Genomic DNA, 21274 nt, shown 5'->3' with positions numbered 1-21274 from the left:
CTGCATGAGTGAATTTTCTGTAAGACCAGTTCCTACACAGGTGTAAAAAATTCATTCCCCCTACACACTTCCAACAACAGCCAATTCAAGTCCCCTGTTTGGGAAAGGTGGGGATGAAAAATATCAACATATGTTTAATCACTATAAACATCGCGACATTCTATAAAATACACCGGCAAAAAAAATGGCCCCTTGAACAAGGGGCCATTCTTCACGACAGGCTGAAACTTAGAACAACGAGCGACCTTTGTTGGCCGCAATGCGCATGCGCAATGCATTCAACTTGATAAAGCCTGCCGCGTCCGCCTGATTGTAGGCGCCGCCGTCTTCTTCGAAGGTGGCGATGTTGGCGTCGAACAGGGAATCATCAGATTTGCGACCGGTAACGATCACATTGCCCTTGTACAGCTTCAGGCGCACAACGCCGTTCACGTGGGCCTGGGACGCGTCGATCATCTGTTGCAGCATCAGGCGCTCAGGGCTCCACCAGTAGCCGGTGTAGATCAGGCTGGCGTACTTGGGCATCAGCTCGTCTTTGAGGTGAGCGACTTCGCGGTCCAGGGTGATGGACTCGATGGCGCGGTGAGCGCGCAGCATGATGGTGCCGCCTGGGGTTTCGTAGCAGCCACGGGACTTCATGCCCACGTAACGGTTCTCGACGATGTCGAGGCGGCCGATACCGTGTTCGCCACCGATACGGTTCAGCGTCGCCAAAACGGTGGCCGGGGTCATTTCGACGCCGTCCAACGCGACAATGTCGCCGTTGCGGTAGGTCAGTTCCAGGTATTGCGGCTTGTCGGGAGCGTTCTCCGGGGAGACGGTCCACTTCCACATGTCTTCTTCGTGCTCGGTCCAGGTGTCTTCCAGCACGCCGCCTTCATAGGAGATGTGCAGCAGGTTGGCGTCCATCGAGTACGGGGACTTCTTCTTGCCATGACGCTCGATCGGGATCGCGTGCTTTTCAGCGTAATCCATCAGCTTTTCACGGGACAGCAGGTCCCATTCACGCCAAGGCGCGATCACTTTCACGCCTGGCTTGAGCGCGTAGGCGCCCAGCTCGAAACGTACCTGGTCGTTGCCCTTGCCGGTGGCGCCATGGGAAATGGCGTCGGCGCCGGTTTCGTTGGCGATTTCGATCAGGCGCTTGGCGATCAGCGGACGTGCGATGGAGGTACCCAGCAGGTACTCGCCTTCGTAGACGGTGTTGGCGCGAAACATCGGGAAGACGAAATCGCGGACGAACTCTTCGCGCAGGTCGTCAATGTAGATCTCTTTCACGCCCATGGCTTGCGCCTTGGCACGTGCAGGTTCGACCTCTTCGCCCTGACCCAGGTCAGCGGTGAAGGTCACCACTTCACAGTTATAAGTATCCTGCAGCCACTTGAGGATCACCGAAGTGTCCAGGCCGCCGGAATACGCGAGAACGACCTTGTTTACGTCGGCCATGCCATCACTCCACGGGGTTGTACGGAAAGGCGTCGATTCTACCGACCAAAACCGTGGATTTACAGGGGCGCGACAGCAAATGAAGATAAAGCGACAGATTATGTCGAGAGGGCGACCGATGGTCGCACCTTAGGCTGCACGTTATGACGTGTGTGCAGGGTTGCTCGGGCCGCTGGCCTGGGGCGCCGGTTTCTCGGGGGCTGCGACGCGTTCGAGCTGAATATTCACCCGACGATTGCGCGCGCGGTTGGCCGCATTGGTATTAGGCGCCAGCGGGTAGCTTTCGCCGTGGAAACGCAAGGTGATCTGCGATTCCGGAATACCGTTGGCCTTGAAGTAGTCCATCACCGCCAAGCCACGACGGCGCGAGACGTCACGGTTGGTCAGGCGGTTACCGCCGTTGTCCGAATGGCCGTTCAACTCGATATGGTTGACGGTGGGGTCGGCCTTCATGAACGCGAGAATCACGTCGAGTTTCTTCTTGGCCGCCGCGTCCAGTTCGATACCGCCCCCCGGGAACCCGACTTCGGTCTGCTTGACCTGGTCGTAATTCATCGGCAACAGCTTGGTGGTGCACAGCTGGTAGTCGTTGTAGGCCTTGTTGAATTTCACCGGCAATAAGCGGATTTCCGAATAGCCGCCCTCACGCCCGTAGTGTCGGACGGTCGGGCTGCGCCCTTCCAGCAATCCCGTAAACAGGCGCCCGGCCTGGGCTTGGGAGCTGTTGAACAAGACGTCGCCACTGCCGGCACGCACGGCGCCGAGGTTGATATCACCTCGGCCCGGCTGCCAAGGGGCGGCAGCCGCCAACAACGTGGCCGAGCCCACACCCAGCGAGCCGTTATAGGCTTTCAGGCGAAACGTCGCCTGCTCGCCGGCCCGACGCACGAACTCACCCGAGCCGAAGTCGGTGATCGGTTGGGTCAGGCGGCACTCGAACTGATCGCCTTCTACCTTCCACTCAATATTCTCCAGACGTGTCTGGAACGTGAGGGCCATCGCAGGCAGGCTGGCGAACACACTGAGCAGGGCTAGATAATGCTGGCGCACGGGAGGCTCCACTGGTTTCTACAACACTTCAAAGCGTCATACATCGATAAGGCATACAAAAGGCTATCGGTTGCATCCTGCAAAACTTGATAGCGAGTGCCTGCAAGAGTCTTTTCCGGTAGCATTCCCACCAGATTGACCCGCCTGGAATCCCCAATGTCCGACCGCCTGACCCTGCTGCGTCCCGACGACTGGCATATTCATCTTCGCGATGGTGCTGCGTTACCCCACACCGTGGCCGATGTAGCGCGCACCTTTGGCCGCGCCATCATCATGCCTAACCTGGTACCTCCGGTGCGTAACGCCGCGCAAGCCGACGCCTATCGCCAGCGTATCCTCGCTGCGCGGCCGGCCGGCAGCCGCTTCGAACCGTTGATGGTGCTCTACCTCACCGACCGCACCCAGCCCGAAGAAATTCGTGAGGCCAAGGCCAGCGGTTTCGTGCACGCCGCCAAGCTGTACCCGGCCGGCGCGACCACCAACTCCGATTCCGGCGTGACCAGTATCGACAAAATCCTGCCGGCCATCGAAGCCATGGCGGAAGTCGGCATGCCGCTGCTGATCCACGGTGAAGTCACCCGTGGCGACGTGGACGTGTTCGATCGCGAGAAGATCTTCATCGACGAGCATATGCGCCGTGTGGTCGAGCTGTTCCCGACCCTCAAGGTCGTGTTCGAGCACATCACCACCGCCGATGCCGTGCAGTTCGTTACCGAGGCCTCGGCCAACGTCGGCGCGACAATCACCGCGCATCACCTGCTGTACAACCGCAACCACATGCTGGTGGGCGGGATTCGGCCGCACTTCTATTGCTTGCCGATCCTCAAGCGCAACACCCACCAGGTGGCCTTGCTGGATGCGGCGACCAGCGGCAATCCGAAGTTTTTCCTCGGCACCGACTCGGCACCCCACGCCCAGCATGCAAAAGAAGCCGCGTGCGGCTGTGCCGGTTGCTATACCGCGTTTGCCGCCATCGAGCTGTATGCCGAAGCATTCGAACAGCGCAACGCGCTGGACAAGCTCGAAGGCTTCGCCAGCCTCAATGGCCCACGCTTCTACGGCTTGCCGGCGAATACCGACCGCATCACCCTGGTCCGTGAAGACTGGACCGCCCCTGCCAGCCTGCCGTTTGGCGAGCTGACTGTTATCCCGCTGCGCGCCGGTGAAACACTGCGCTGGCGCCTGCTGGAGGAAAGCAAGTGAGTGAAGACCATTACGATGACGAACACGAGCACAGTGGTGGCGGTTCCCGTCACCCGATGGCCGAGCGGTTCCGCGGCTATCTGCCGGTTGTCATCGACGTAGAAACCGGTGGTTTCAACTGCGCCACCGACGCGCTGCTGGAAATCGCGGCGACCACCATCGGCATGGACGAACAGGGTTTTGTGTTCCCGGAACACACCCACTTCTTTAGGGTGGAGCCATTCGAAGGCGCCAACATCGAAGCCGCTGCCCTGGAGTTCACCGGGATCAAGCTCGATCACCCGCTGCGCATGGCGGTGAGTGAAGAAGCGGCACTGACCGATATCTTCCGTGGCGTGCGCAAGGCGTTGAAGGCCAATGGCTGCAAACGCGCGATCCTGGTCGGCCATAACAGCAGCTTCGACCTGGGCTTCCTGAATGCCGCCGTGGCGCGGCTGGACATGAAGCGTAACCCGTTTCACCCGTTCTCCAGCTTCGACACCGCGACCCTCGCTGGCCTGGCTTATGGCCAGACCGTACTGGCGAAGGCCTGCCAAGCGGCTGGAATCGACTTTGACGGTCGCGAGGCGCACTCGGCCCGCTACGACACCGAGAAGACTGCCGAGCTGTTCTGCGGCATCGTCAACCGTTGGAAGCAGATGGGCGGCTGGGAAGACTTCAACGACTAACAGCGCTTTTGTGGTGAGCGGACTCGCTATAGTGAGCGGGCTTACTGTGGTGAAAGGGCTTAGTGTGGTGAAGGGGCTTGTTGTGGTGAAAGGGCTTACTGTGGTGAGCGGGCTTGCCCCGCGCTGGGCTGCGCAGCAGCCCCAATCCAGGGAGCGCATTTATTCAGCTAGACCTCGCAGGCAGGTTTTAGGGCCGCTTCGCAGCCCAGCGCGGGGCAAGCCCGCTCACCACACCAAGCCCGCTCACCACAAAAAGCACGCTTGCCCCAGGGGCTTTTCCTCCACATAAAAAAACCGGCCCTTTCACAGGCCGGTTTTTTTGTACCTCGACTCTGGCTTACAGCTTGCCAGCGTTCTCGGTCAGGTAAGCCGCAACACCTTCCGGCGAAGCGTTCATGCCTTTGTCGCCTTTTTTCCAGTTGGCAGGGCAGACTTCGCCGTGCTCTTCGTGGAATTGCAGGGCGTCGACCAGGCGGATCAGCTCTTCCATGTTACGACCCAGTGGCAGGTCGTTGATGATCTGGGAGCGAACCACGCCTTTGTCGTCGATCAGGAACGCGCCACGGAAAGCCACGCCGCCTTCGGATTCAACGTCGTAAGCCTTGGCGATGTCGTGCTTCATGTCGGCAGCCATGGTGTATTTGACTTTGCCGATGCCGCCATCATTGATGGCGGTGTTGCGCCAAGCGTTGTGAGTGAAATGGGAGTCGATGGAAACGGCGACCACTTCAACGTTGCGCGCCTTGAAATCGTCCATGCGGTGGTCCAGGGCGATCAGCTCGGACGGGCAGACGAAGGTGAAGTCCAGCGGGTAGAAGAACACCAGGCCGTATTTGCCTTTGATGGCTTCAGACAGTTTGAAGCTGTCAACGATTTCGCCATTGCCGAGGACGGCGGGTACGTCGAAATCCGGGGCTTGTTTGCCGACGAGTACGCTCATTGGATATCTCCTGATGTGAGGGTGACGATTGAAGTAAAAGGACCGGCCCGAGTCTGCCGTGTTTAAGCGACAGCCCTGTGACGCAGTCACGCTTCGTGAAGACCGACCATCATACACTGAAAAAACCGTTCGTCAGTGCGGGCGCGGTGCCAGCCAATACCCTACGAATCTACTTTGACAATCATTCTCGTTAACATTAAGATCCATCGCACTTAAGCCTTAAACCCGCGATGGTTCTCCCTTATGTATGTGTGCCTCTGTACTGGCGTCACCGACGGACAAATCCGCGAAGCAATCTATGAAGGTTGCTGCAGCTACAAGGAAGTGCGTGAAACCACCGGCGTTGCCAGCCAATGTGGCAAATGTGCTTGCCTCGCCAAGCAAGTGGTACGGGAAACCCTGACGCAGCTGCAGACAGCCCAGGCCGCGCTCCCCTATTCAGCAGAATTTACACACGCCTGATTGGGCGTGTTTTAAAGAACCGGACTTAACGTCCGGTTTTTTTATGCCCGCAATTCAATTAGTTAGCGCCAAGACGCGGAACACAAACATTCTTATTCCGATTAATTTTCATTTATTATTCAATAACTTAGGTTTGACACTAAGGAATTCGCCGCTCAAACTCCGCCTTATACACAGCTATTACAGGGCAGGACCCCAGTCATGAAAGGCGACATCTCAGTCATCCAGCAACTCAACAAAATCCTTGCCAATGAACTGGTCGCGATCAATCAGTACTTCCTGCATGCGCGCATGTATGACGATTGGGGCCTGGAAAAGCTCGGCAAGCGTGAATACAAAGAATCCATCAAGGCCATGAAAGACGCCGACGCGCTGATCAAGCGCATCCTGTTCCTGGAAGGCCTGCCGAACGTGCAGGACCTGGGCAAGCTGAACATCGGCGAGCACACCCAGGAAATGATCAGCAGCGACCTGGGTTTTGAGCGCAAGAGCCACAGCGACCTCAAGGCCGCCATTGCTCACTGCGAAACCAAAGGCGACTTCGGCAGCCGTGAGCTGCTGGAAGACATCCTGGAAGACCAGGAAGAACACATCGACTGGCTGGAAACCCAACTGGGCCTGATTGACAAAGTCAGCCTGGAAAACTACCTGCAATCGCAGATGGGCGAATAAGCCCCAGCACGCAGGTACGAAAAAGCCCCGCTCTCTTAGAGATGCGGGGCTTTTTATTGCACGGCTTTTTACAGAAGCATCAAGCGTTAGTCTTGGCTGCGGCGTTTGCCGCTGCTTCTTTGACCAGCGTTTGCAGCGAACCATCAGCGGCCATCTCAACGATGATGTCGCTACCGCCGACCAGCTCACCGGCTACCCACAGCTGTGGGAACGTAGGCCAGTTGGCGTACTTCGGCAGGTTGGCGCGGATTTCAGGGTTTTGCAGGATATCCACGTAAGCGAATTTCTCGCCACACGCCATGATGGCCTGGGACGCCTTCGCGGAGAAACCGCACTGAGGAGCGTTGGGCGCGCCCTTCATGTAAAGCAGAATGGTGTTGTTGGCAATCTGCTCTTTGATCGTTTCGATGATATCCATGGAACACCTCGGCTGGAACTTTGCGACTCACAGGTCGGCACGGTGGCGCATTGTAACGCAAAATTCCCGCGCGGTGCTCAGGCGGCTGCTACCTGCACGGGAACGCCGTTCAACGCAGCATTGCCCGATAACTCATCCAACTGCCGCTCGTCGGTCAAGTCATTGGCACTCGCGCCTGGTTGTTCGCTGGCGATCGTCATCTGGACACCTGGGCGTCCATGCCCCCAACCGTGAGGCAGGCTGACCACGCCGGGCATCATGTCCAGGCTGGCCAGCACTTCCACTTCGATCATGCCGATGCGCGAACTGACGCGCACGCGCTGGCCATCGCTCAGTTGCCGACGGGCCAGGTCATCCGGATGCATCAACAATTGATGGCGCGGCTTGCCCTTCACAAGCCGGTGATAGTTATGCATCCAGGAATTATTGCTGCGCACATGGCGGCGGCCAATCAGCAGCAGTTCGTCGGCCACAGGCACCGGCTGCGCCGCAAACCGCGCCAGGTCGGCGAGGATCACCGCCGGCGCCGCTTGCACCTTGCCATCGGCGGTCTTCAAACGAGCGGCAAGGTTGGGCTGGAGCGGCCCGAGGTCCACGCCGTGGGGATGATCTGCCAGCATTGCCACGGACAGCTTATGGCTGGACGCGTCACCGTACACCCCGGCACGCAAGCCAAAGTCGATCATCTGTGCAGGCGGCAGGGTGGGTTTGAGCGCAACCCCCGTCTGCGCCGCGAACGCCTTGGCCAGGCCGACGAAAATCTCCCAGTCATGCAGCGCGCCTTCCGGCTTGGGCAAAATCGCGCGATTGAATCGCGTGACATTACGCACCGCGAACATATTGAACGTGGTGTCGTAGTGATCGTTTTCGAGCGCCGACGTGGACGGCAGGATCAGGTCGGCATAGCGCGTGGTTTCGTTGATATAAAGGTCGATGCTGACCATGAACTCCAGACCATCCAGCGCCTGTTCCAACTGGCGGCCGTTAGGCGTCGACAACACCGGATTACCGGCCACCGTCACCAATGCCCGGATTTGCCCTTCACCTTCGGTGAGCATTTCCTCAGCCAAGGCCGACACCGGCAGCTCCCCGCCGTACTCCGGGCGCCCGGAAACCCGGCTCTGCCAACGATTGAAATGCCCGCCGCCGGTCGCTGCCACCAAATCCACCGCCGGCGTGGTGCACAGCGCGCCACCGACACGGTCCAGATTGCCAGTCACGAGGTTGATCAATTGCACCAGCCAATGGCACAGCGTGCCGAACGCCTGGGTCGACACCCCCATGCGCCCGTAGCACACCGCCTTGTCGGCGGCGGCAAAGTCCCGCGCCAGCTTTCGGATCTGTTCAGCAGGCACCGCACACTGGCGACTCATGGCCTCAGCGCTGAACCCTGCAATGGCGCGGCGTACATCCTCCAGGCCTTCAATGGGTAGATGGCTGTCGCGGGTCAGGTTTTCGCTGAACAAGGTGTTGAGCACCCCAAACAACAACGCCGCATCACCGCCTGGCCGCACGAACAGATGCTGATCGGCAATGGCTGCCGTCTCGCTGCGCCGGGGGTCGACCACCACCACTTTGCCGCCGCGTGCCTGAATCGCCTTGAGGCGCTTTTCCACATCCGGCACGGTCATGATGCTGCCGTTGGACGCCAGCGGGTTGCCCCCCAGGATCAGCATGAAGTCGGTGTGGTCGATGTCGGGGATTGGCAGCAACAGGCCATGGCCGTACATGAGGTAGCTGGTGAGGTGATGGGGTAACTGGTCCACCGAGGTCGCCGAAAACCGATTGCGCGTCTTCAACTGCCCCAGAAAATAGTTGCTGTGGGTCATCAGCCCATAGTTATGCACGCTGGGATTGCCCTGATACACCGCCACCGCATTCTGCCCATGCCGCGCCTGAATCCCCGCCAGCCGTTCGGCGATGAGGGCAAAGGCCTCGTCCCAGGCAATCGGCTGCCATTCGTTGCCCACCCGCAGCATGGGCTGGTGCAGGCGGTCGGGATCATTCTGGATGTCTTGCAGCGCGACGGCCTTGGGACAGATATGCCCACGGCTGAAACTGTCCTGGGCGTCGCCCTTGATCGAAGTGATCGCCAGGCTGCCGTCCTCGGCTTGGGTGGTTTCCAGCGTCAGGCCACAGATGGCTTCACACAGATGGCAGGCACGGTGGTGGAGAGTCTTGGTCATGGCCAGTCTCTTATCAGGGCTTTGGCCTAACTATGGCCCGCGGACGGCCAAGGCACCACCAACGTCAGTGCCGTGAATCGACAAGCATCAGGCCAGGCCATGGCTAAGCATGAGCAAATGTTTCAGAAACCTCGCAGGCGCGCGCTGAAACCGACGCAGCCTGGCCTGCAGCCGCCTCCGCACATTGCAAAAGGTTGCGACGCCAGTGTACAAATGAACCGCTGCTGTCTGGAATTCGTCTTCAAAAGCGCCTCGGCGCCCTGCTTGAACGCCCTTAAAAACCGTAGCCCTATTGGTAAGACGCGACATTTAATTATAAGATCGCGCCTTCCCCTATTTCGTCGCCCCGTGCGGCTTTCGCCGCAGGTCTCGCCCGTTGTCACAATAAACAAGGCTTTGAGTATCTGCGGTCTGTTGCAAAAGGTAGTTAATGATGAGCGCAAGGCACTTTCTCTCCCTGATGGATTGCACGCCCGAAGAGCTGGTCAGCGTGATCCGTCGAGGCATTGAGCTTAAAGACCTGCGTAACCGCGGCGTACTGTTCGAGCCTTTGAAAAATCGCGTGCTCGGGATGATTTTCGAGAAGTCGTCGACCCGCACCCGCGTGTCCTTCGAAGCCGGCATGATCCAACTGGGTGGCCAAGCCATCTTCTTGTCATCGCGTGATACCCAACTGGGCCGTGGCGAGCCTATCGCCGATAGCGCCAGGGTCATGTCACGCATGCTGGATGCGGTGATGATCCGAACCTTTGCCCACAGCACCGTGACCGAATTTGCCGCTCATTCGCGCGTTCCCGTCATCAACGGCCTGTCCGACGACCTGCACCCGTGCCAGTTGCTGGCCGACATGCAAACCTTCCTTGAGCACCGTGGCTCGATCCAGGGCAAGACCGTCGCCTGGATCGGTGATGGCAACAACATGTGCAACAGCTATATAGAAGCGGCGATCCAGTTCGACTTCCACCTGCGCGTCGCCTGCCCCGAAGGTTTTGAGCCCAGCGCCGAATTCCTCGCCAAGGCAGACGGTCGCGTACAATTGCTGCGCGATCCTAAGGACGCCGTTGTCGGCGCGCACCTGGTCAGCACCGACGTCTGGACCTCCATGGGCCAGGAAGACGAAACCGCCAAGCGCCTGGCCTTGTTTGCGCCGTACCAGGTCACCCGCGAACTGCTCGACCTGGCCGCGCCGGACGTACTGTTCATGCACTGCCTGCCCGCCCACCGTGGCGAGGAAATCAGCCTCGACCTGCTCGACGACCCACGTTCGGTCGCCTGGGACCAGGCTGAAAACCGCCTGCATGCGCAAAAGGCGTTGCTCGAATTTCTCGTCCCGCCGTCTTACCACCACGCATGAGCCATGAATTACTGCTGAACCTGCGCAATCTGGCATGCGGCTATCAAGATCAACGGGTGGTGCAGAACCTCAACCTGCACCTCAATGCGGGTGATATCGGTTGCCTGCTGGGCTCCTCGGGCTGCGGCAAAACCACCACCCTGCGCGCGATTGCCGGCTTTGAACCGGTGCACGAGGGCGAAATCAGCCTGGCCGGTGAAGTCATCTCGAGTGCCGGGTTCACCCTGGCACCGGAGAAACGTCGTATTGGCATGGTGTTTCAGGACTACGCGCTGTTTCCTCACCTCAGCGTCGCTGACAACATTGCCTTCGGCATTCGCAAACACCCGCGAAAAGACCGCGTGGTCGCTGAATTGCTCGAACTGGTAAACCTGAAGAACCTGGGCAAGCGTTTCCCCCATGAGCTTTCTGGTGGTCAGCAACAACGTGTAGCCCTCGCCCGCGCCCTGGCGCCGGAGCCCGCATTGCTGCTACTGGATGAACCCTTCTCCAACCTGGATGGCGAGCTGCGGCGCAAGCTCAGCCACGAGGTGCGCGACATCCTCAAGGCGCGCGGCACCAGTGCGATCCTGGTCACCCATGACCAGGAAGAAGCTTTTGCCGTCAGCGACCAGGTGGGTGTGTTCAAGGAAGGCCGGCTTGAGCAGTGGGACACGCCCTACAACCTGTATCACGAACCGCAGACACCCTACGTCGCGAGTTTTATCGGCCAGGGTTACTTCATTCGTGGCCAATTGAGCTCGCCGGAATCGGTCAGCACCGAACTGGGTGAGCTGCGCGGCAACCGGGCCTACACCTGGCCTACCGGCGGCGCGGTGGACGTGCTACTGCGCCCGGATGACATCGTCTACGCACCGGACAGCGCGTTGAAAGCACGGATCGTCGGCAAGACCTTCCTCGGTGCTTCGACGTTGTACCGCCTGCAACTGCCGACGGGCGCACAGTTGGAATCGATTTTCCCCAGCCATGCAGACCATCAGGTGGGCGCGGATGTGGGGATTCGGGTGGCGGCCGAACACTTGGTGTTGTTCCAGGCGTCCGGCAGCACGGCGGCGCAGATTCCTCAGAGCGAGTCCGGCGTGCGGCGCCACAGCGCCGCTCACTGACGAAACCAGGTCAAACATGTGGGAGGGGGCTTGCTGCCGATAGCGGTGTATCAGTCACAGATAAGCTGGCTGATAGACTGCCATCGGGAGCAAGCCCCCTCCCACATTGGACCTCGGTAGCCTTCGAAGGCGGGTCTCAGGCGCGACCAATCGGCGCGAACTTGGCCTGGGTATGCTCCGCCAGCACCACCGCCGGCAATTCAACCTCCAAGCCCCTCCTCCCCGCGCTCACAAAAATCGTTGCGAATGGCTGCGCCGTCACATCAATAAACGTGCGCAAACGCTTCTTCTGCCCCAGCGGGCTGATGCCACCTAACAGATAGCCGGTGGAACGCTGCGCCGCTGCCGGGTCAGCCATTTCAACTTTCTTGACGCCTGCCGCGTGAGCCAGGGCTTTTAAATCCAGACTTCCGACGACCGGCACCACCGCCACCAACAATTCGCCCTTCTCGCTGCTGGCCAGCAAGGTCTTGAACACCTGCGCCGGGTCGAGGCCCAATTTTTCCGCGGCCTCCAGCCCATACGAAGCAGCCTTGGGATCATGTTCGTAACTGTGGATTCGATGTTCGGCGCGAACTTTTTTCAACAAATCCAATGCGGGGGTCATGACGTCTCCGGAGCGAGGCAAACAGATCGCCAATTCTAGGCCAAGCCCGCACAAAACGCTCTAGTCCGCCCACTCCTAAGGTGCACGTGCCATGTGACAAGTGTGATCATTCACCAGACCAATAGTTTGAAAGTGACCGACAGTTCACTTTCGACCTTTGACAGCCGTCATTCTTGTCTATATTTTTTCGTTTCCGAATACTGTAGGAATACACCTGCAGCATTCACGCAGTGAGCCGTGGCCGGGATGGGGATCCTTGCCAGGGTGAAAATCGCGCAACCGCCCGTTGAGGTCGTGCGCCAGACAAGAACAACAAATGAGGTTTTCCATGACAACTGCTCTTCAACAGCCTTCACTTTCGAGCCAATGCATGGCCGAATTCCTGGGGACTGCGCTTCTGATCTTCTTCGGTACAGGATGTGTCGCTGCGCTCAAGGTCGCGGGTGCCAGCTTTGGCTTGTGGGAGATCAGTATCATCTGGGGGGTCGGCGTCAGCATGGCGATCTACCTGAGCGCCGGTATTTCCGGAGCCCACCTCAACCCGGCTGTCAGCATCGCGTTGTGTATTTTCGCCGACTTCGAAAAACGCAAACTGCCCTTCTATATCCTCGCCCAGATCGCTGGCGCCTTCTGCTCGGCGGCCTTGGTGTACACGCTCTACAGCAATCTGTTTTTCGATTACGAACAAACTCACCACATGGTGCGCGGCTCCCAAGCCAGCCTGGAGTTGGCGTCGGTGTTCTCCACCTACCCCCATGCGCTGCTGAGCACTGCCCAGGCGTTCCTGGTGGAAATGGTCATCACCGCCATCCTGATGGGCGTAATCATGGCCCTTACCGATGACAACAACGGTCTGCCACGCGGCCCATTGGCCCCGCTGCTGATCGGCCTGTTGATTGCCGTGATCGGCAGCGCCATGGGCCCGCTGACGGGCTTTGCGATGAACCCGGCGCGGGATTTCGGGCCCAAGCTGATGACCTTTTTCGCGGGCTGGGGTGAAATGGCCTTTACTGGCGGTCGTGACATTCCTTACTTCCTGGTACCGATTTTTGCACCGATCGTCGGCGCATGCCTCGGCGCCGCAGCGTATCGCGGGCTGATTGCCCGTCACCTGCCGAGCGCCGCACCTGCTATAGCTGAAGAAACACCTGACACGGCTGTCAACGGCAAGACGCGTATTTCCTGATACCGCCGGCCGGGCCCGCACTGCCCCTTTGCGGACCCGGCTGATTCCTTACTTCCTTATTTTCCGTCTAAGGCAATCGACATGACCGACATTCAGAATAAGAACTACATCATTGCCCTCGATCAGGGCACCACCAGTTCCCGCGCGATCATCTTCGATCGCGACGCCAACGTGGTCTGCACCGCCCAGCGTGAATTCACTCAGCATTACCCGCAAGCGGGCTGGGTAGAGCATGACCCGATGGAAATCTTCGCGACCCAGAGCGCAGTGATGGTCGAAGCGCTGGCGCAGGCCGGCCTGCACCATGACCAGGTCGCCGCCATCGGCATCACCAACCAGCGTGAAACCACCGTAGTGTGGGACAAAGTCACCGGCCGCCCGATCTACAACGCGATCGTCTGGCAATGCCGCCGCAGCACTGAGATCTGCCAGCAGCTCAAACGCGACGGCCACGAGCAATACATCAATGACACCACCGGCCTGGTCACCGACCCGTACTTCTCCGGCACCAAGCTCAAGTGGATCCTCGACAACGTCGAAGGCAGCCGCGAGCGTGCGCGTAACGGTGAACTGCTGTTCGGCACCATCGACAGCTGGCTGATCTGGAAATTTACCGGCGGCAAGACCCACGTCACCGACTACACCAACGCCTCGCGCACCATGCTCTTCAACATCCACACGCTGGAGTGGGATGCGAAGATGCTGGAGATCCTCGACGTACCGCGCGAAATGCTGCCGGAAGTGAAGTCGTCCTCGGAAATCTACGGCCGTACCAAAAGCGGCATCGCCATCGGCGGCATCGCGGGTGACCAACAGGCTGCGCTGTTCGGCCAGATGTGCGTCGAAGCCGGCCAAGCCAAGAACACCTACGGCACCGGTTGCTTCCTGCTGATGAACACCGGCGACAAAGCGGTGAAATCCAACCACGGCATGCTCACCACCATCGCCTGCGGCCCGCGTGGCGAAGTGGCGTACGCTCTGGAAGGCGCGGTATTCAACGGCGGCTCCACCGTACAGTGGTTGCGTGACGAGCTGAAGATCATCGCCGATGCCACCGACACCGAATACTTCGCCGGCAAGGTCAAGGACAGCAACGGCGTGTACCTGGTCCCGGCCTTCACCGGCCTGGGCGCTCCGTACTGGGACCCCTACGCCCGTGGCGCGTTGTTCGGCCTGACCCGTGGCGTACGCGTGGATCACATCATTCGTGCCGCCCTGGAGTCGATTGCCTACCAGACCCGCGATGTACTGGACGCCATGCAGCAGGATTCGGGCGAACGCCTCAAGGCCCTGCGCGTGGACGGTGGCGCGGTGGCCAACAACTTCCTCATGCAGTTCCAGGCCGACATCCTCGGCACCCAGGTCGAGCGCCCGCAAATGCGCGAAACCACCGCATTGGGCGCGGCCTACCTGGCCGGCCTGGCGTGCGGCTTCTGGGGCAGCCTGGATGAGTTGCGCGGCAAGGCGGTGATCGAGCGCGAGTTCGAACCGCAGCTGGACGAGGGCGCCAAGGAGAAGCTCTACGCCGGCTGGCAAAAAGCGGTCAGCCGCACCCGTGACTGGGAGCCGCACGAAGGCGCTGAATAAGCCAACGTCAGGTTGTAACTGGCAGGGAGCGGATTCCTGCGTCATCATGGGCCACTTTTGTATGGCAGCCCAAAGGACGCCCCATGAATCTGCCTCCCCGCCAACAACAAATCCTCGAGCTGGTCCGCGAACGCGGCTACGTCAGTATCGAGGAAATGGCGCAGCTGTTCGTTGTCACCCCGCAAACCATCCGCCGCGATATCAACCAGCTGGCGGACGCCAATCTGCTGCGCCGCTACCACGGCGGCGCGGCCTATGACTCCAGTGTCGAAAACACCGCGTACGCTATGCGTGCCGACCAGATGCGCGACGAGAAACAGCGCATCGGCGAAGCCATCGCCGCGCAAATCCCTGATCACGCCTCGCTGTTCATCAATATCGGCACCACCACCGAATCCATCGCGCGTGCGTTACTCAACCACAACCACCTGAAAATCATCACCAACAACCTCAACGTCGCCACCATGCTCAGCGCCAAGGACGACTTCGATGTGTTGTTGACCGGCGGCAATGTGCGCCGTGATGGCGGTGTGGTGGGCCAGGCGAGTGTCGACTTCATCAACCAGTTCAAGGTCGACTTTGCCTTGGTGGGCATCAGCGGGATCGATGAAGACGGTAGCCTGTTGGATTTCGACTACCAGGAAGTGCGGGTTTCCCAGGCGATTATCGCCAATGCCCGTCAGGTGATCCTGGCGGCGGACTCGAGCAAATTCGGGCGCAACGCCATGATTCGCCTGGGGCCGATCAGTTTGGTGGATTGTCTGGTGACCGATCAACAGCCGGTGCCAGCGCTGGTGCAATTGTTGAATGAGCATAAGGTCAGATTGGAAGTAGTGTGACCTGTAGTGAGCGGGCTTGCCCCGCGCTGGGTGGCGAAGCCGCCCCAATAAGGCCACCGCAGTGCATCTGAGCGACGGCGACGCCTGGGTTTAGGGCGGCTTCGCCACCCAGCGCGGGGCAAGCCCGCTCACTACAAAAGTAGCTCCACCCCCCATTGATGTTCACAAATTTTCCTTTTCCCGCCCTTCGATGAGTTTTTTCAATCGAACTTGGGTGGCTGTGCCCGCGTTTATCAGCTACCATTTTCGCAAATGAACATTAATGTTCGAATTCCAATACGAAAAAGATCGCGAGGCCAGCCGATGAACCCTTCTACCTTGCCTGCTCCACCGCTTGCCGAAGTCTACGACGTTGCCGTAATCGGTGGCGGGATCAACGGCGTCGGCATTGCAGCAGACGCAGCCGGTCGCGGTTTGTCGGTATTCCTTTGCGAAAAGGACGACCTGGCCAGCCACACCTCTTCCGCCAGCAGCAAGCTGATCCACGGCGGCCTGCGCTACCTCGAACATTACGAATTCCGCCTGGTGCGCGAAGCCCTGGCCGAACGCGAAGTGCTGTTGGCCAAAGCACCGCACATCGTCAAGCAGATGCGCTTTGTGTTGCCACACCGCCCGCACCTGCGCCCGGCGTGGATGATCCGCGCCGGCCTGTTCCTTTACGACCACCTGGGCAAGCGCGAGAAACTGGCCGGTTCGAAAAGCCTCAAGTTCGGCCCTGACAGCCCGCTCAAAAGCGAAATCACCAAAGGCTTCGAATATTCCGACTGCTGGGTCGATGACGCCCGCCTGGTGGTGCTGAATGCCATGGCCGCCCGCGAAAAAGGCGCGCACATCCATACCCAGACCCGCTGCGTGAGCGCACACCGCAGCAAGGGCCTGTGGGAAATGAACATGGAACGCGCCGACGGCAGCCTGTTCTCGATCCGCGCCCGCGCCCTGGTAAACGCCGCCGGCCCGTGGGTCGCCAAGTTCATCAAGGACGACCTGAAGCTGGACTCACCGTACGGCATCCGCCTGATCCAAGGCAGCCACCTGATCGTGCCGAAACTGTACGAAGGCGCCCACGCGCATATCCTGCAGAACGAAGACCAGCGCATCGTCTTCACCATTCCGTACCTGAATCACCTGACTATCATCGGTACCACCGACCGTGAATACACCGGCGACCCGGCAAAAGTGGCGATTACCGAAGGTGAAACCGACTACATGCTCAAGGTGGTCAACGCTCACTTCAAGAAACAACTGAGCCGCGACGACATCGTCCACACCTACTCCGGCGTGCGCCCGCTGTGCAACGACGAGTCGGACAACCCGTCGGCTATTACGCGCGACTACACCCTGGCGCTGTCCGGCGGCACGGGCGAGGCACCGATCCTGTCGGTGTTTGGCGGCAAGTTGACCACTTATCGCAAGCTGGCTGAGTCGGCGATGGCGCAATTGGCCCCGTACTTCACTCAGATGCGTCCAAGCTGGACCGCCAAGGCCAGCCTGCCCGGTGGCGAAGACATGACCACGCCCGAAGCCCTGGCCGAAGCCATTCGCGACAAATTTGACTGGGTACCGAGCGAGATTGCCCGTCGCTGGTCCACCACCTACGGCAGCCGCACCTGGCGCCTGCTGGAAGGCGTGCAATCGCTGGCCGACCTGGGCGACCACTTGGGTGGCGGCCTGTACACCCGTGAGGTCGATTACCTCTGCGCCGAAGAATGGGTAACCCACCCTCAGGACGTACTGTGGCGCCGTACCAAGCTCGGCCTGTTCACCACCCCGCAAGAGCAGGACAACGTGCAGCGCTACCTGTCCAAAGTTGAGCAGAACCGCAGCAAGATTGAAGCTGCCTGACAGCTCACGCCCACAAAAGCCCCTGCGCCGTAAGGTCCAGGGGCTTTTTTTGGCATTCGGTTTTCCGAACACCGCACCCCGGCGTATTCGGTTTGCCGGACCCAAGGATTAAAAATTACCTGTCATACAAAGTTAATCCTCTTAAAAATCAACCAATTAACCTTTTAATCCTGGCCTGGCACGACTCATGCTCTACACTCTTGGACGATTGCCTGAGACGCCTCAGGAGCCGTCACGGGCATTCGCTGTACAAGAGAGCCGTTTAGCCGGCTTCATAAAAAAAACAAATGTCGAGGAAGTATTGATGCGCATCGTTCCCCATATTCTGGGCGCAGCTATCGCTGCCGCTCTGATCAGCACGCCAGTGTTTGCCGCTGAACTCACCGGCACGCTGAAGAAGATCAACGACTCCGGCACCATCACTCTCGCTCACCGCGACAGCTCCATTCCGTTTTCCTACATCGCGGATGGTTCGGGCAAACCCGTGGGCTACTCCCACGACATTCAGTTGGCCGTCGTCGAGCAACTGAAAAAAGACCTGAACAAGCCCGACCTGAAGGCCAAGTACAACCTGGTCACTTCGCAAACCCGTATTCCGCTGATCCAGAACGGCACTGCGGACCTCGAGTGCGGCTCCACCACCAACAACGCCGAACGCGCCCAGCAAGTTGATTTCACCGTCAACATCTTCGAAATCGGTACCCGTCTGCTGGTCAAGAAAGACAAGGACGGCAAGCCGAGCTACGCCGACTTCGCTGACCTGAAAGGCAAAAACGTCGTGACCACCGCCGGTACCACGTCCGAGCGCATCATCAAAGCGATGAACGCCGACAAGCAGATGGGCATGAACGTCATCTCCGCCAAAGACCACGGCGAATCCTTCCAGATGCTGGAAAGCGGCCGCGCCGTTGCCTTCATGATGGACGACGCCCTGCTGGCCGGTGAAGAAGCCAAGGCCAAGAAGCCGGACGACTGGGTCATCACCGGTACTCCGCAGTCCTTCGAAGCCTACGCGTGCATGGTGCGTAAAGACGACCCGGCCTTCAAGAAAGCGGTCGATGACGCCATCGTTGCCCTGTACAAATCCGGCGAAATCAACAAGATCTACAGCAAGTGGTTCGAGAGCCCGATCCCACCAAAAGGCCTGAACCTGAACTTCCCGATGAGCGACAAGGTTAAGGAGCTGATCGCTAACCCAAGCGACAAGCCGGCGCCTGACGTAAAAATCTGATACCTGACTAAGCTTATCTCCTGAGGGAGCCAACCCTCCCTCAGGCGTCTGTTACTACCTGCTGGCTTTATTTTTGGAACACTCGACCTGGCGGTTTTCGAGCCGATCGCGTGTGCCTGGCGTTCATCGTCGGGCGGGAATGGATTTTCCCCAAGCGGGTGCTTGTACATCGATCGATCTCGAGGGGAGACCCTAATGAATTACAACTGGGACTGGGGCGTGTTCTTCAAGTCCACCGGCGTGGGCAGCGAGACTTATCTCGACTGGTACATCGCCGGCTTGGGCTGGACCATCGCCATTGCCGTCGTGGCATGGATTATCGCCTTGCTGCTGGGCTCCATTCTGGGGGTCATGCGCACGGTGCCAAACCGCCTCGTATCAGGCATCGCGACCTGCTACGTGGAACTGTTTCGTAACGTGCCGCTGCTGGTTCAGCTGTTCATCTGGTACTTCCTGGTACCCGACATGCTGCCGCAGAACCTGCAGGACTGGTACAAACAAGACCTCAACCCGACCACCTCGGCCTACCTGAGCGTTGTCGTGTGCCTGGGCCTGTTCACCGCCGCCCGTGTGTGTGAACAAGTGCGTACCGGCATCCAGGCGCTGCCACGTGGCCAGGAATCCGCCGCGCGCGCCATGGGCTTCAAGCTGCCGCAGATCTACTGGAACGTGCTGCTGCCCCAGGCCTACCGGATCATCATTCCGCCGCTTACCTCGGAATTCCTCAACGTCTTCAAGAACTCCTCCGTGGCGTCCTTGATCGGCCTGATGGAACTGCTGGCGCAAACCAAACAGACCGCCGAGTTCTCGGCCAACCTGTTTGAAGCCTTCACCCTGGCTACGCTGATCTACTTCACCCTGAACATGAGCCTGATGCTGCTGATGCGCGTGGTCGAGAAGAAAGTCGCCGTGCCCGGCCTGATCTCCGTGGGGGGTAAATAATGGAATTCGATTTCAGCGGCATCATCCCCGCCATCCCGGGCCTGTGGAACGGCATGGTCATGACCTTGCAGTTGATGGTCATGGGCGTGGTCGGCGGTATCGCGCTGGGTACGATCCTGGCGCTGATGCGCCTGTCTTCCAGCAAACTGCTGTCGCGGGTGGCCGGCGCTTATGTGAACTACTTCCGCTCGATCCCGCTGCTGTTGGTGATCACCTGGTTCTACCTGGCAGTGCCGTTCGTACTGCGCTGGATCACCGGCGAAGACACCCCGATCGGTGCGTTCACCTCCTGCGTCGTGGCCTTCATGATGTTCGAAGCCGCGTACTTCTGCGAAATCGTGCGGGCCGGCGTGCAGTCGATCCCCAAGGGCCAGATGGCGGCGGCACAGGCGATGGGCATGACCTATGGCCAGACCATGCGCCTGATCATCCTGCCCCAGGCGTTCCGCAAGATGACCCCGTTGCTGCTGCAACAGAGCATCATCCTGTTCCAGGACACCTCGCTGGTCTACACCGTGGGCCTGGTGGACTTCCTCAACTCCGCCCGTTCCAACGGCGACATCATCGGCCGCTCCAATGAGTTCCTGATCTTCGCCGGTGTCGTCTACTTCATCATCAGCTTTTCCGCCTCGCTGCTGGTCAAGCGTCTGCAAAAAAGGTTTGCCGTATGATCTCTATCAAGAACATCAACAAGTGGTATGGCGACTTCCAGGTGCTGACCGATTGCAGCACCGAGGTTAAAAAAGGCGAAGTGATCGTGGTGTGCGGGCCGTCTGGCTCGGGTAAATCCACCCTGATCAAGTGCGTCAACGCGCTGGAACCGTTCCAAAAGGGCGACGTGGTCGTCGACGGCACCTCGATTGCCGACCCGAAGACCAACCTGCCGCAGTTGCGCTCGCGCGTGGGCATGGTGTTCCAGCACTTCGAACTGTTCCCGCACCTGACCATCACCGAGAACCTGACCATCGCGCAGATCAAGGTGCTTGGCCGCAGCAAGGAAGAAGCCACCAAGAAGGGCCTGCAACTGCTGGAGCGCGTCGGCCTGTCGGCACATGCCCACAAACACCCGGGCCAGCTCTCCGGTGGTCAGCAACAACGTGTGGCGATTGCTCGCGCCCTGGCCATGGACCCGATCGTCATGCTGTTCGACGAACCGACCTCGGCCCTCGACCCGGAAATGGTCAACGAAGTGCTCGACGTGATGGTGCAACTGGCCCACGAAGGCATGACCATGATGTGCGTGACCCACGAAATGGGCTTCGCCCGCAAAGTGGCCGACCGCGTGATCTTCATGGACGCCGGCAAGATCATCGAAGACTGCCCGAAGGAAGAATTCTTCGGCGACATCAGCGCCCGCTCCGAACGCGCGCAGCACTTCCTTGAGAAAATCCTGCAGCACTAAGTGCGGTGAATACAGGCAGTGCTGAGAGGCTTGTCTGTGGCGAGGGAGCTTGCTCCCGCTGGGACGCGAAGCGGCCCCAAAACAGGCGACTGATTTTTCCATTGAAGAATTGCGCTCGTCAGTTTTCAGGGCT

The 21274-nt window shown here is 59.4% G+C and carries 20 protein-coding genes; 14 read left to right on the top strand and 6 right to left on the bottom strand.

Annotation, left to right across the window (positions count from 1 at the left end; translation table 11 throughout):
- Positions 1-228: 228 nt before the first annotated feature.
- Both QCBJ_RS23110 and QCBJ_RS23105 read right to left on the bottom strand, forming a co-directional pair.
- Positions 229-1446, bottom strand: coding sequence for an argininosuccinate synthase (locus tag QCBJ_RS23110; RefSeq protein WP_012722490.1), 1218 nt, complete (start codon positions 1444-1446; stop codon positions 229-231).
- 141 nt (positions 1447-1587) lie between these two features.
- Positions 1588-2496, bottom strand: a complete 909-nt coding sequence (locus tag QCBJ_RS23105) for an OmpA family protein (RefSeq protein ID WP_064054898.1) — start codon at positions 2494-2496, stop codon at positions 1588-1590.
- Positions 2497-2652: 156 nt separating this feature from the next.
- On the opposite strand from QCBJ_RS23105, the gene pyrC reads away from it, so the two are divergent.
- On the top strand, positions 2653-3699 hold the full coding sequence (gene pyrC / locus QCBJ_RS23100; protein WP_102061670.1) for a dihydroorotase: 1047 nt from the start codon (positions 2653-2655) through the stop codon (positions 3697-3699).
- Complete coding sequence (gene rnt / locus QCBJ_RS23095; RefSeq protein WP_010564138.1) at positions 3696-4367, top strand: ribonuclease T; 672 nt, start codon at positions 3696-3698, stop codon at positions 4365-4367. Before pyrC ends, rnt begins: the two co-directional genes overlap by 4 nt.
- A 337-nt stretch (positions 4368-4704) precedes the next feature.
- Here the strand turns inward: rnt and QCBJ_RS23090 are convergent, their stop codons facing one another.
- A complete protein-coding gene (locus QCBJ_RS23090) occupies positions 4705-5307 on the bottom strand; it encodes a peroxiredoxin (RefSeq protein WP_003172097.1) in 603 nt (200 codons plus the stop codon).
- A gap of 243 nt (positions 5308-5550) precedes the next feature.
- On the opposite strand from QCBJ_RS23090, the gene QCBJ_RS23085 reads away from it, so the two are divergent.
- Positions 5551-5769 carry a bacterioferritin-associated ferredoxin gene (locus tag QCBJ_RS23085; RefSeq protein WP_010564137.1) on the top strand — a complete coding sequence of 73 codons (219 nt, stop codon included), beginning with the start codon at positions 5551-5553 and terminating at the stop codon, positions 5767-5769.
- A gap of 201 nt (positions 5770-5970) precedes the next feature.
- Complete coding sequence (gene bfr / locus QCBJ_RS23080) at positions 5971-6441, top strand: bacterioferritin (protein ID WP_012722487.1); 471 nt, start codon at positions 5971-5973, stop codon at positions 6439-6441.
- Positions 6442-6520: 79 nt separating this feature from the next.
- Here bfr and grxD read toward each other — a convergent pair whose 3' ends face one another.
- Both grxD and QCBJ_RS23070 read right to left on the bottom strand, forming a co-directional pair.
- Entirely contained in the window at positions 6521-6859 is a 339-nt protein-coding gene (gene grxD / locus QCBJ_RS23075) for a Grx4 family monothiol glutaredoxin (protein ID WP_012722486.1), read from the bottom strand.
- A 77-nt stretch (positions 6860-6936) separates the two neighbouring features.
- Positions 6937-9045: a molybdopterin oxidoreductase family protein gene (locus QCBJ_RS23070; protein ID WP_102061669.1), complete on the bottom strand. Its 2109-nt coding sequence runs from the start codon at positions 9043-9045 to the stop codon at positions 6937-6939.
- Positions 9046-9478: 433 nt separating this feature from the next.
- On the opposite strand from QCBJ_RS23070, the gene argF reads away from it, so the two are divergent.
- Positions 9479-10399, top strand: coding sequence for an ornithine carbamoyltransferase (gene argF, locus QCBJ_RS23060; protein ID WP_012722484.1), 921 nt, complete (start codon positions 9479-9481; stop codon positions 10397-10399).
- Positions 10396-11505, top strand: coding sequence for an ABC transporter ATP-binding protein (locus QCBJ_RS23055; protein WP_012722483.1), 1110 nt, complete (start codon positions 10396-10398; stop codon positions 11503-11505). The genes argF and QCBJ_RS23055 overlap by 4 nt, the downstream gene beginning before the upstream one ends.
- Positions 11506-11641: 136 nt before the next feature.
- On the opposite strand, the gene ybaK is transcribed toward QCBJ_RS23055, so the two are convergent.
- The gene (gene ybaK, locus QCBJ_RS23050; RefSeq protein ID WP_012722482.1) at positions 11642-12112 is read right to left on the bottom strand and encodes a Cys-tRNA(Pro) deacylase; all 471 of its coding nucleotides are present in this window, start codon (positions 12110-12112) and stop codon (positions 11642-11644) included.
- A 328-nt stretch (positions 12113-12440) separates the two neighbouring features.
- Here ybaK and QCBJ_RS23045 point away from each other — a divergent pair, with 328 nt between their 5' ends.
- The 8 genes from QCBJ_RS23045 to QCBJ_RS23010 all read left to right on the top strand — a co-directional run bounded on the left by QCBJ_RS23045 (position 12441) and on the right by QCBJ_RS23010 (position 21141).
- Positions 12441-13298: an MIP/aquaporin family protein gene (locus tag QCBJ_RS23045; RefSeq protein WP_012722481.1), complete on the top strand. Its 858-nt coding sequence runs from the start codon at positions 12441-12443 to the stop codon at positions 13296-13298.
- Positions 13299-13379: 81 nt separating this feature from the next.
- Entirely contained in the window at positions 13380-14885 is a 1506-nt protein-coding gene (glpK, locus tag QCBJ_RS23040; RefSeq protein WP_046034437.1) for a glycerol kinase GlpK, read from the top strand.
- 83 nt (positions 14886-14968) lie between these two features.
- Positions 14969-15724: a DeoR/GlpR family transcriptional regulator gene (locus QCBJ_RS23035; protein WP_017526345.1), complete on the top strand. Its 756-nt coding sequence runs from the start codon at positions 14969-14971 to the stop codon at positions 15722-15724.
- A gap of 303 nt (positions 15725-16027) precedes the next feature.
- The gene (gene glpD / locus QCBJ_RS23030) at positions 16028-17566 is read left to right on the top strand and encodes a glycerol-3-phosphate dehydrogenase (RefSeq protein ID WP_102061668.1); all 1539 of its coding nucleotides are present in this window, start codon (positions 16028-16030) and stop codon (positions 17564-17566) included.
- A 304-nt stretch (positions 17567-17870) separates the two neighbouring features.
- Entirely contained in the window at positions 17871-18797 is a 927-nt protein-coding gene (locus tag QCBJ_RS23025; RefSeq protein ID WP_010212760.1) for a glutamate/aspartate ABC transporter substrate-binding protein, read from the top strand.
- Positions 18798-18992: 195 nt separating this feature from the next.
- Entirely contained in the window at positions 18993-19739 is a 747-nt protein-coding gene (locus QCBJ_RS23020) for an amino acid ABC transporter permease (protein WP_046034435.1), read from the top strand.
- A complete protein-coding gene (locus tag QCBJ_RS23015; protein ID WP_012722476.1) occupies positions 19739-20410 on the top strand; it encodes an amino acid ABC transporter permease in 672 nt (223 codons plus the stop codon). Before QCBJ_RS23020 ends, QCBJ_RS23015 begins: the two co-directional genes overlap by 1 nt.
- A complete protein-coding gene (locus tag QCBJ_RS23010; RefSeq protein ID WP_012722475.1) occupies positions 20407-21141 on the top strand; it encodes an amino acid ABC transporter ATP-binding protein in 735 nt (244 codons plus the stop codon). The genes QCBJ_RS23015 and QCBJ_RS23010 overlap by 4 nt, the downstream gene beginning before the upstream one ends.
- Positions 21142-21274: the final 133 nt, after the last annotated feature.

The organism is Pseudomonas sp. QC2, assembly GCF_002859085.1.
In the GTDB taxonomy this organism is placed as follows: Bacteria; Pseudomonadota; Gammaproteobacteria; order Pseudomonadales; family Pseudomonadaceae; genus Aquipseudomonas; species Aquipseudomonas petroselini.
The sequence above is the reverse complement of the archived record's forward strand: the minus strand, read 5'-3'. Positions and strand labels throughout refer to the sequence as shown.